This window comes from Streptomyces sp. LARHCF249 (genome assembly GCF_052871255.1).
This window is the reverse complement of the sequence record NZ_JBIXJQ010000005.1, coordinates 562,461-574,731: the sequence shown is the minus strand read 5'-3', so window position 1 is coordinate 574,731 and position 12,271 is coordinate 562,461. Positions and strand designations below refer to the sequence as shown.

Genomic DNA, 12,271 nt, shown 5'->3' with positions numbered 1-12,271 from the left:
TGCCGGTGCGGCATACCCGGGGGATGCGCCGCCACGAACCCCCGCGGCGGGGTCGGCCCGGCCCGGCGGGAATCGCCCCAGGCCACCGGCTCGGAGGGGGCCTGCCGGGGGTCCGCCCGGGATGCGCGCCGGGTGGTCCAGGCGGGCCGATAGCGTGAAGCACCGTATTCCGCATGGCTGTTGACAGTGCGGGGCGGCCACCGCACGATGCATCGCGGCGTGAGGGTGTTTGACCGCTGTTCTAGGGCCTGCTCCGAAGGACAGCCCTTGCCCGCCGTACCGGTGGCGGGCCGCCCGGCCGATGTGCGAGACCGACGCACCCCCCGTTCTCACTTTCTTCCGTTCTTCCGCTCTGTACTGCGCCATGTCACACAGCATTGGAAGAGGAGCGCCCGTGACCCCCCAGCCCCCGCAGTCCGCCGACGCCCGCGATCTGGTCGTCGCGGTGACCCCGTTCGAGGAACCCCATCCGCGGATCGTGACCGCCGCCGAGCGCGCCGGCGCCCTCGGGCTGCTCGACCTCGGACGGGACCCGGCCGCCGCGCGGCGCGCCTTCGCGGAGCTCGCCCGCCGGCTCGGCGGCGGCAGCGGCGGTGGTGCCGGCGGTGGCAGCGGCAGCGGGGGGCGCGGCGGCGGCCGGTACGGGGTACGGGTGCCCGCGGGCTGTCCGCTCGGCCCCGGGGAGCTGCCGCCCGCGGTGGACACCGTGCTGCTCGCCGACCCCGCGTGCCATTCCCCGGAGCAGGTGGCCGCCTGGGCCGCGGCGGCCGGCCGGCCCCGGGTGTGGGCCGAGGTGACCAGCCGCGCCGAGGCCGCGGACGCCGTGGCCGCCGGGGCGGACGCGCTGGTCGCCAAGGGCCACGAGGCCGGCGGGCGGGTGGGCGCAGCCACCACCTTCGTGCTCCTCCAGCAGCTGCTGGCGGACCCCGGGGCCGGAGTACCGGTACGGGCCTACGGCGGGATCGGGCCCCACACGGCGGCCGCGGCCGTCGCGGGCGGGGCGGCGGGCGTGCTGCTCGACGTACAACTCGCGCTGACGGCCGAGGGCGAGGCGGGCCTGCCCGCCGAGGTGGCCGCGGCGCTGCGGGCGATGGACGGCTCCGAGACCCGGCTGGCCGACGGGCACCGGGTGTTCGCCCGCCCCGACCTGATCCCGCCCGAGGGGCCGGTACCGGTGCCCGCCCTGCTGGGCGCCCGGGACCTGCGGACCCAGCTGCTGCCCGTGGGACAGGACGGGGCCGCCGCCGCCCGGCTGGCGGCGCGCCACCGGACCACCGGCGGAGTGCTCCAGGCGGTCCGGGCGGCCGTCTCCGGCCACCTGGCGGCTGCCATACGGGCCCGGCCGCTCGCGCAGCCGCTCCCCGTGGCCCAGGGGCCGATGACCCGGGTGAGCGACCAGGCGGCCTTCGCCGAGGCGGTGGCAGCCGCGGGCGGGGTCCCCTACCTGGCGCTCGCCGTGATGGAGGGCCCGGACGTGCGCGGGCTGCTGGCCGAGAGCGCCGAGCGGCTCGGCGACCGCCCGTGGGGCGTGGGCCTCCTCGGATTCGCCCCGGCCGAGCTGCGCACGGAGCAGCTGGCGGCCGTGGCCGAGGCCCGCCCCCCGTACGCGATCATCGCGGGCGGCACTCCGGCGCAGGCGGCCCCGCTGGAGGCGGCCGGCATCCGGACCCATCTGCACGTGCCCTCGCCCGGACTGCTGGAGCGGTATCTCGCGGAGGGCGCGCGGCGGTTCGTGTTCGAGGGGCTGGAGTGCGGCGGCCACGTCGGGCCGCGCGCCTCGTTCCCGCTGTGGGAGGAGCAGATCGAGCTGCTGCTGTCCTGCCCCGAACCCGAAGCCCTGGACGTGCTGTTCGCGGGCGGGATCCACGACGCGCGCTCGGCCGCGATGGCGGTGGCGGCGGCCGCCCCGCTCGCCGAACGGGGGGCGCGGGTCCGGGTGTTGATGGGCACCGCGTACCTGTTCACCGAGGAGGCGGTGGCCGCGGGCGCGGTGCTGCCGGGCTTCCAGCGGGCGGCACTGGACTGCGAGCGGACCGTGCTGCTGCACACCGCCCCCGGTCACGCGACGCGCTGCGCGGCCACCCCCTACGCCGACACCTTCGAGGCCGCCCGGCGCCGGCTCGTGGAGGGCGGCACCGAGCCGCGCCTCGTCTGGGAGGAGCTGGAGGGCCTCAACCTGGGCCGGCTCCGCATCGCCAGCAAGGGGCTGCGCCGGGCCCGCCCGGCCGGCGCCGCGGGTACGGCAGGGCCCGGTACCGCCGGCACCGCCGGGGCCAGTACCGCCGGAGCCGGGCGGACCCGGCCGGAGGGCTCCGTGCTCGAGGCCGTGCCCGAGGAGCAGCAGTACGCCGAGGGGTTGTTCATGCTCGGGCAGGCCGCGACCCTGCGGTCCGCGACCACCACCGTTGCCGCGCTGCACGCCCAGGTGACCGAGGGGGCCACGCGGGTTCTGGAACGGCGGGCCCGCGCGTTCTCGGCGGCCGGGCCGGCACCGGCCGCGGACCCCCTCGACATCGCCATCGTCGGGATGGCCTGCGCCTACCCGGGCGCGCCCGACCTCGCCGCCTACTGGGCGCGGATCCTGTCCGGGGCGGACGCGGTGACCGAGGTGCCGGCCGAGCGCTGGGACCCGGAGCTGTACTACGACCCCGACCCCGCCCGGGCCGGTGAGCGCACCCCCTCCCGCTGGGGCGGCTTCCTCGGCCCGGTGCCCTTCGACGCCCTCGCGCACGGCATCCCGCCCGCCTCCCTCTCCGGGATCGAACCGGTCCAGCTGCTGGCCCTGGAGATCTCGGCGCGCGCCCTCGGCGACGCCGGGTACGGCAAGGGCCGGGAGTTCGACCGGTCCCGGACCTCCGTGGTCTTCGGCGCGGAGGCCGGCACCGAACTGGCGGGCGCCTACGGGCTGCGCGCCCTGCACCCCGCCTACCTGGGCGAGCTGCCGCCCGAGCTGGACGGGCAACTGCCCCGGCTCACCGAGGACTCCTTCCCCGGGATCCTCGCCAACGTGATCGCGGGCCGGGTCGCCAACCGCCTCGACCTCGGCGGCGCGAACTGCACGGTCGACGCGGCCTGCGCCTCCTCGCTCGCCGCGCTGGACCTGGCCTGCCGCCAACTGCGCGACCGTGACTCCGACATGGTCATCTGCGGCGGGGCGGACGTGCACAACGGCATCAACGACTACCTGATGTTCGCCTCCGTGCGCGCCCTGTCCCCCACCGGCCGCTGCCGGCCCTTCGACGCGGCCGCCGACGGTATCGCGCTCGGTGAGGGCGTGGGCGCGCTGGTGCTCAAGCGGCTCGCGGACGCTGAGCGGGACGGCGACCGGGTGTACGCGGTGATCAAGGCGGTCGGCGCCTCCAGCGACGGCCGGTCCCTGGGCCTGACCGCCCCCCGGCCGGAGGGCCAGCGGCGGGCCCTGGAGCGGGCCTACGCCCGGGCGGGCGTCTCCCCCGGCGAGGTGGGCCTGGTCGAGGCGCACGGCACCGGCACGGTGGTCGGCGACAGCACCGAACTGGCGGTGCTGAGCGAGCTGTTCACCGAACACGGGGCCGCCGCGGGCTCGTGCGCGCTGGGCTCGGTGAAATCGCAGCTCGGGCACACCAAGTGCGCGGCCGGGCTGGCCGGGCTGATCAAGGCCGCCCGGGCGGTCCACGCGGGCGTGCGGCCGCCCACCCTGCACATCGACACGCCCAACCCGGCCTGGCGGCCGGAGACCAGCCCCTTCGCCTTCGACGCCGAGGCCCGGCCCTGGGCGGTGCCCCCGGAGCGGCGGATCGCCGGCGTGAGCGCCTTCGGCTTCGGCGGTACCAACTACCACGCGGTGCTGGCCGGTTACGCCGGCTCCGAGGAGCCGCGCCACGGCCTGGAGGAGTGGCCGGCCGAGCTGTTCTGCTTCCGCGGCGAGGACCGGCGGGCGGCGGGCCGGGCCATGGCGAGGCTCGCGGCCCGGCTGGAGGAGAACGACGCGGCCGGGCGGCCGTGGGCACTGCGCGATCTCGCGGCGGAGGCGGCCGCCACCGGCTCGGGCCCGATACACGTCGCGGTCGTCGCCGCCGGTCCGGACGAGCTGGCGGCCCGGCTGGAGCAGGCCCGGGCGTTCACGGCGGGCGCGGGGGTCCACGTACGGGAGGAATCCGCGGATCCGGGCCGGGTCGCGTTCCTGTTCCCCGGGCAGGGCAGCCAACGCCCCGGAATGCTCGGGGAGCTGTTCACGTCCTTCCCCGCGCTGCGCGGGCTCCTGGACGCGGCTCCGGCCGCGGTGGTCTCGGCGGTGTTCCCCCCGGCGGCGTTCACCGCCGGGGAGCGGGCCGCGCAGCGCGCGGCGGTGACCGACACCCGGGTCGCCCAGCCCGCCCTCGGCCTGACCGGAGCGGCGGCGCACCGGCTGCTCACCGGCCTCGGCGTCCGGCCGGACTGCGTGGCCGGGCACTCGTACGGGGAGCTGACCGCGCTCTGGGCGGCCGGGGCCTACGACACGGAGGACCTGCTGCGGCTGAGCGCCCGCCGGGCCGAGGCGATCCTGGCCGCCGCCGGAACGGATCCGGGGTCGATGGCCGCGGTGTCGGCCGCGCCGGAGGAGGTACGGGAGACCGCCGCGCGGGCCGGGTGCGTGGTGGCGAACCACAACGCACCGCGGCAGTGCGTGATCTCGGGGCCGACGGCGGCCGTGTCGGCGGCGGTGGCGGCCCTGCGCGAGGCGGGCCTGTCGGCCGAACCCCTGCCCGTGGCCTGCGCGTTCCACAGCGAGGTGGTGGCGGGAGCGGCGACCGCCCTCGCCGGGGAGCTGGCGCGGACGGCCGTCTCCGGGCCGGGCATCCCCGTCTGGTCGAACACGACGGCCGCCCCCTACCCGGCCTCCGCCGAAGGGGTACGGGGCCTTGCCGCACGCCAGGTCGCGGAGCCGGTCCGGTTCGTCGAGCAGATCGAGGCGATGTACGCGGCCGGTGTCCGCACGTTCGTGGAGGCGGGGCCCGGCCGGGTCCTGTCCGGACTGGCGTCCCGGATCCTCGGCGAGCGGCCGCACACCGTGGTTCCGCTGGACGTGCCGGGCGAGCACGGCCTGGTCCGGCTGGTCACGGCGCTGGCCGAACTGGCGGCGGCGGGCGTGCCGGTGGCGCCGCAGGCGCTGTTCCGCGGCCGGACCGCCGCCCTGCCCGACCGCGCGCCGCGCCGGCCGGGCTGGCTGGTCGACGGCCACCTGGTGCGCACCGCCGACGGCGCACCGGTGGCCGGGGGCCTGCGACCCGCCCAGCGGGTGGCGGTGGCTCCCGCGGCGGCGCCCGCCGGCGACCGGCGAGAAGAGGCGGTGCTGGAGTACCTCCGCGGCGCGCGTGAGCTGGTCGAGGCGCAGCGGGACGTGCTGCTGGGCTACCTGGGCACGTCCGGGGGCGCCCCGCGCCCGGCCGTCCGTACGGGAACGGCCGACGCGCGGCCCGAGGCCCGGCCCGTGCTCGCGCCGGACTCCGCCCACGATCCGTGGCCCGGAGCCGACGGCCGGGGCGCTGCGCAGTCCGGCGGCCCGCTCCCGGCGGAGCCGGCCGCCGCCCGGGCGGTCCGGTCCCCGGAGGACGTCATGGAAGCGGTCCTGGAGATCGTGCACACCCGGACCGGATACCCCAGGGACATGCTCGACCCGGGGCTGGACCTGGAGGCGGACCTGTCCATCGACTCCATCAAGCGGGTCGAGATCATCGGCGCCCTGGCCGACCGGATCGGGCTGCCCCGGGGCCCGGGCGGCTCCGCCGAGTCCGCGGTGGAGGAGCTGTCGCGGATCAAGACCCTGCGCGGGATCGTGGACTGGGTCACCTCGCACACCGGCGAGCCGGAACCGGCACGGGAGCAAGAGCGGGTGCAGGTGCAGGGAGCGGCGGCGGCACCGGCCCCGGAGCAGGGCGCGGCACCGGGACCCGCCCTCGCACCGGCTCCGTACGCGGCAGCGCCAACGGCGGGGCCCGCCGTGCCGGTTGCCCGACTGCGGGTGGACACCGTGCCCCTACCGGTGCCCGCCGGGGACCCGGAGTCCCTCCGCGACCTGCGGATCGGGGTCGTCGAGGACGGACAGGGCCTCGCCCCGGCACTCTGCGCGGCCCTGCGGACGTACGGGGCCGAGGCGCACCCGCTCACCGAGGCCGGGCCCGGGTTCGACGGGATCGTCGACCTGACGGCCCTGCGGTCCGGCGCCGAGCCCGTCCTCCCCCAGGTCTTCCCCGGGCTGCGGTACGCCCTGGCCGGCGGCACGCCCCGGCTGCTGCTCGTCACCGCGACCGGCATCCCCGGCGCCGGTCTGCACGGCTTCGCGCGCAGCGCCGCCCTCGAGTTCCCCGGCACGCTGATCCGTGCCGTGGACGTGCACCCCAAGGAGGCCTCCGAACAGGTTGCCGCGCAGCTGCTCGCCGAGCTGAGCTGCGCGGCGGCGGCCGACGGGCCGGCCTCGGTCGGCTACACGGCCGAGGGAACGCGCGTGACCCGCCGCCCGGTTCCCGCTGCGCTCGCCCCGGCCGGGGACGGCCCGCCGCTCGGCCCCGGCTCGGTGGTCCTGCTCACCGGCGGGGCCCGCGGGATCACCGCCCGGACCGCGCTCGCGCTGGCCCGCGCCACCGGATGCCACGTCGAACTCCTCGGACGCACGCCCGAACCACCCGCGGAGCCCGATGAATTCGGGCAGGCCGCCGACCGGGTGGCGCTGCGCGCCGCGCTGATCGCCACGGGGCTGCGCACGCCCGCGGAGATCGAGGCGGCGGCCTCGCGGATCCTCGCCGCGCGCGAGGTACGGGACACCCTCGCGGCCCTGGCCACGGCCGCGGCCTCGGTCCGCTACCACTGCGCGGACGTCACGGACGAGCGGGCCGTACGGGCGGTGGTGGCCGATGTGCGCGAGCGGCACGGCCGGCTGGACGGCATCGTGCACGGCGCCGGGATCCTGCGCGACGGCCTGCTGCGCGACAAACAACCGGCGGACTTCACCGAGGTGTTCACCACCAAGGTGGCCGGCGCCCGGCACCTGGCCGCCGCAGCCGCCGAGCACGGGACGGGGCCCGCGCCCCGGTTCCTGGCCCTGTTCGGCAGCGTCGCCGGGGTCTACGGGAACCGCGGCCAGTGCGATTACGCGGCGGCCAACGACGCCCTCGACGGCCTGGCACGCAGCTGGGCGGAGTCCTTCCCGGGCCGGGTGCTGTCCGTGGACTGGGGCCCCTGGGCGGCGGACGCGGGCGGGATGGTCACACCCGAGCTGGAGCGCGCCTACGCCCGGCGCGGCATCCCGCTCATCGCGCCGGAGGCCGGTACCGCCGCGTTCCTGGACGAACTGGCGCACGGGACCGACGTACAGGTGGTCCTGATGGCGGAGGGGGCCGACGGCGATGAGTGAGCCGCTGCGTCGCGGTCCGCGTCCCACCGACGCGGCGATCGTCGGGATGGGCGCCGTGTTCCCCGGGGCCGCCGATCTGGCCGCCTACCGGCGCAATCTCCTCGCCGGTACGGACTCCATCGGCGAGGTCCCGCCGGGGCGCTGGGACCCCGAGGTGTACTACGACCCGGCCGGCGCCGCCGGACCGGCGGCGGGCGACCGGTTCTACTGCCGGCGCGGCGGGTTCGTCGACGGCCTCGCCGCCTTCGACCCGACCCGGTTCGGGATCATGCCGGCCGCCGTGGAGGGGGCCGAGCCCGATCAGATGCTGGCCCTGCACGCGACGGCCGAGGCCATCGCGGACGCGGGCGGCGAGGACCGGCTGCCGGCCGACCGCTCCCGGATCGGGGTGGTGCTGGGGCGCGGCGGGTTCATGGGGGTGGCCACCGCGCGGCTGGACCAACGGGTCCGCACCGCACACCAGTTGGCGCAGACCCTGCGGGAGGTCGCGCCGGAGCTCGGCGAGCGGCGGATCGCGGCGGTGCGCTCCGCCTTCCAGGAGGCGCTGGGCCCGGAGCGCCCGGACGCCTCGATCGGCCTGGTGCCGAGCTTCACCGCCGCCCGCACGGCGAACCGGCTGGACTTCCGCGGCCCCGCCTACACCCTGGACGCGGCCTGCGCCTCCTCGCTGCTGGCGGTGGACCAGGCGGTGGGGCTGCTGGCGGGCGGGCGCTGCGACGCGGTGGTCGCGGGGGCGGTGCACCACTGCCACATCGCGACGCTGTGGAGCGTGTTCACGCAGCTGCGGGCGCTCAGCCCGAGCGAGCGGATCCGGCCGTTCGACCGGCGGGCCGACGGGACCCTGCTCTCCGAGGGCACCGGGGTGGTGCTGCTGAAGCGGCTCGCGGACGCGGAGCGGGACGGCGACCGCGTGTACGCGGTGATCCGCGGTACGGGGGTGGCGGGGGACGGCCGGGCGGCGAGCCTGATGAGCCCCCTGGTCGCGGGTCAGGTACGGGCCCTGGAGCGGGCCTGGCGCGAGGCCGGGCTGGATCCGCGGGCCCCGGGGGCACTGGGCCTGCTGGAGGCGCACGGCACGGGGACTCCGGTGGGGGACGCCGCCGAACTCGAGACTCTCGCCCAGGTGTTCGGGCCGCCCGTCGACGGCGGAAGGGGGATCGGCTTCGGTTCCGTGAAGTCGATGCTCGGACACACCATGCAGGCCTCCGGCATGGCCGGGCTCATCAAGGCGGCCCTCGCCGTGCACGAGGGGGTGCTGCCGCCGACGCTGCACCTGGAGGAGCCGCACCCGGACCTGGCGGCGACGCGGATGCGGCCGGTGACGGCGGCGGAGCCGTGGGAGCGCGGGCCGATGCCCCGCCGGGCCGGCGTCAACGCGTTCGGCTTCGGGGGGATCAACGCGCACGTGGTGCTGGAGGAGGCTCCGGGGGCGGCCGCCCGCCCGGTGGGCCGCCGGTTCCTGCCGGTGGGGGCCCAGGCCGCGCCGGTGGGGGCGCCCGCGGGGGGCGGCGTACTGCTGCTGGCCGGGGACAGTGCGGCGGAGCTGTCGGCCCGGCTGGCGGCGGGCTCACCGGTGTCCGGGGGCGACGGGCCCTGCCGGCTCGCGGTGTTCGGGCCGACGCCCCAGCGGCTCGCGCTGGCGGCGAAGGCGGTGGCGCGCGGGCGGGCCTGGCGGGGGCGCGGCGACGTGTGGTTCACGCCGGAACCGCTGGGCGGCCGGACGGCCTTCCTGTTCCCGGGTCTGGAACCGGAGTTCGCGCCCGTGGTGGACGACGTGGCCGAGCGGCTCGGGTCTGCGCCGCCCCGGCTCACCCGGGGCACGTCGCTGGTGGAACGGGCCGTGGACGCGATCGCCACGGGCCGGTTCTTCGCCCGGGTCCTGCCCGGGCTCGCCATCGAGGCCGATGTGCTGGCGGGCCACAGCCTGGGCGAATGGGCGGCGATGGTGGCCGCCGGAATGTATCCGCAGGAGGCGGCCGACACGTTCCTGGAATCGCTGCGCCCGGGAGACCTGCGGGTGCCGGACCTCGTGTACGCGGCGCTCGGCTGCGGCGCGCCGCGGGCCGAGGCCGCCCTGCACGGTCTGGACGGGGTGGTGGTCAGCCACGACAACTGCCCGCACCAGTCGGTGATCTGCGGGGATCCCGGCCAGGTGGCCGTCGCGATCGCGCGGTTGCGCGGCGAGGGAGTCCTGGGTCAGGAGCTGCCGTTCCGTTCGGGCTTCCACACGCCGATGTGGGAGCCGTACCTCGGCCAGGTCCGCGCCGCCTTCGAGCGGCTGCCGCTGCGGGCGGGGACCCTGCCGGTGTGGTCGGCCACCACGTGCACACCGTTCCCCGCAGCGCCGGGTGACGTACGGGAGTTGGTGGTCCGCCACCTCCTGGAGCCGGTCCGCTTCCGCGAGCTGACGCTGCGGCTGTACGAGGAGGAGGGTGTGCGCCGCTTCGTCACCCTGGGCCCGGGCAGCCTGCCGGGCTTCGTCGAGGACACCCTGCGCGACCGCCCCCACCTGTCGGTGTCCACCTCCTCCCCCCGGCTCCCGGGGCTGGCGGCGCTGAGCCGTACCTGCGCCGCCCTCTGGGCCGAGGGGCACGCCCCGCGCTGGGACCTGCTGACCGGCGCCGAGCCCGCCACCGGCCCGGCGGGCGCCCCGGCCCACGGACCGGCCCGCCCGGCCGCCGGCCGCCCCGGCACGCCTCCCGCACCCACCAGCCCCGCACCCGGCACCGGCACCGGCACCGCCACCGCCACCGCCACCGCCACCGGCCATGGCGTGCCGCTGGACCTCGGGTCTCCGCTGGTTCGCCTCGGCGAGGCGGCCCGGGCTGCCCTGGGGGGACTGCTGACGCCGCCGGCACTGCCGGCACCGACGGAGCCGCCCGGCGGCCCCCGGCCGGTCCTGCTGTCCGCCCTGGACGCGGTGCTCGCCGACACCGGCGCGGCCGCCCGGAGCGTGACCGAGGCCTGGTCGGCTGCGCGGACCACGGCTGCGGCGGCCGCGCCGGCCCCGGGTCACTCCGATCGGGGAAGGCCCGCGGGCAAGGAACGCCTGCACCTGTCCCTGGCCGCGCTGCCGTACGTACGGGACCACTGCGTGTACCTCCAGCCCGACGGCTGGCCCGAGGACTCCGACCGGTTCCCCGTCGTCCCCATGACCACCATGCTGGAGCTGGCCGCCGAGGCCGCGCTGCGGCACGCCCCGCCGGGTCTCCGCGTCGTCGGCTACGAGGACGTACGGGCGCTGCGCTGGCTGGCCGTCGAACCGGCCGTCGACGTCGAGGTCACCGTCCTCGGCGACGGGCCCGGCCGGGCGCGGGTCACCCTCGGCCCGTACGCCTCGGTGGTCGTACTGCTCGGCGAGCGGTACGCGCGGCCGCCCGCGCCCGACACCGCACCCCTGCGCGATCCGCGGCCCGCCCCCGTCAGCGCCGAGGCCCTCTACCGGGACCGGTGGATGTTCCACGGCCCCCGCTTCGCCGCCGTGCACGAGGTGCGGAGCGTCGGCTCGGACGGCATCGAAGGGGTCCTGCGGGCGCTGCCCGACCCCGGTGCGCTGCTCGACGCCGCCGGCCAGCTCTTCGGCCACTGGATGCAACTGCGGCTCCCCGCCGACCGGTTGGTGTTCCCCGCCACCGTGGACCGCATCCGCTTCGCCGGACCCCCGCCGGCCCCGCTGGACCTGGTCGCCGCCACGGCCCGGATCCGCGCGGTGCACGACACCGCGGTGCGCGGCGACCTCGAGCTGCGCCGGGCCACCGGCGAGGTGTGGGCCCGGATCGAGGGGTGGACGTACCGCCGGTTCGGCGCCGACGAGCGGGTCTGGCCGATGAAGTTCACCCCGGAGGTGTGCGGCATCGGCGAACCCCGGCCCGAGGGCTGGTGCCTGGCCCGCCGCCGCTGGACCGATCCCGCCTCGCAGGAGCTGGTGATGCGCCGCTATCTCGGCGCCGCCGAGCGGGTGGCGTACGAGCGGCTGTCGCCGCGCGCCCGGGCCCCGTGGCTGCTGGGCCGGATCGCCGCCAAGGACGCGCTGCGCCAGGTGCTGTGGGACGGCGGGGCCGGGCCGGTGTTCCCCGCGGAGGTGCCCATCGCCAACGATCCGGCCGGCCGGCCGCGCGCCGAGGGCCCGCTCACCCGGGGCTTGCGGCTGTCGATCGCCCACAAGGACCGGATCGCCGTCGCCCTCGCACGCCCCGGCCGCGCGGTCGGCATCGACGTGGAACAGGTCACCGCCGACCCGGACGCGCTGGTGCGGATCGCCCTCGGACCGGAGGAGCTGCGGCTCGCCGAAGGGCTGGCCGCCCGCGAGGGCACCGGCCTGCCGGCCGCCCTGACCGCCGTGTGGTGCGCCAAGGAGGCCGCCGCCAAGGCCGAGGGCAGCGGGCTCGGCGGCCGCCCCCGGGACTGGCGGGTGGCCGAGGACCCGGACTCGGGCGCGCTGCTGGTCCGCTCCCCCGGCGGGCACCCGTACCCGGTCCGCACCGCCCTCGTCCCCACCGATCCGCTCGACCACGTCGTCGCCTGGACCGCCCACGAAACGGCGGCGCCGTCCCCCGTCCCCTTCCACCTCACGGAGACCCGTCATGGCACCTGACATCCTCGCCGAGATCACCGGAATGCTCGTGGAGATCGTCGGCGACGAGTACCTCCTCGCGGAGGAGGTCACGATGAAGACGACGTTCAACGAGGACCTGGCGCTGGAGAGCGTCGAGTTCGTCGCCCTCGCCGAGCTGCTCCACCACCGCTACGGCGCCGGGGTGGACCTGATGGAGTTCCTGGCGGAGAAGGACATGGACGCCATCCTCGCCATGTCCGTGGGTGACCTCGTCGCGCACATCGGCCGGATCACCCATGCCTCCCTCGCCCGCTCGGGGGCCGCCCCGGCCGCCTCCGCGGGCTGAG

The 12,271-nt window shown here is 77.6% G+C and carries 3 protein-coding genes; all 3 read left to right on the top strand.

Annotation, left to right across the window (positions count from 1 at the left end; translation table 11 throughout):
- Window positions 1-394: 394 nt before the first annotated feature.
- Genes ACIPUC_RS17440 through ACIPUC_RS17430 form a run of 3 tightly spaced genes read left to right on the top strand, consistent with a single transcriptional unit; the run spans window position 395 to window position 12,270 of the window.
- Window positions 395-7,369, top strand: a complete 6,975-nt coding sequence (locus tag ACIPUC_RS17440; RefSeq protein ID WP_446590296.1) for an SDR family NAD(P)-dependent oxidoreductase — start codon at window positions 395-397, stop codon at window positions 7,367-7,369.
- The gene (locus ACIPUC_RS17435) at window positions 7,362-11,963 is read left to right on the top strand and encodes a beta-ketoacyl synthase N-terminal-like domain-containing protein (protein WP_446590295.1); all 4,602 of its coding nucleotides are present in this window, start codon (window positions 7,362-7,364) and stop codon (window positions 11,961-11,963) included. The genes ACIPUC_RS17440 and ACIPUC_RS17435 overlap by 8 nt, the downstream gene beginning before the upstream one ends.
- Entirely contained in the window at window positions 11,953-12,270 is a 318-nt protein-coding gene (locus tag ACIPUC_RS17430; protein ID WP_446590294.1) for an acyl carrier protein, read from the top strand. Before ACIPUC_RS17435 ends, ACIPUC_RS17430 begins: the two co-directional genes overlap by 11 nt.
- The last annotated feature ends 1 nt before the right edge of the window (window position 12,271 follow it).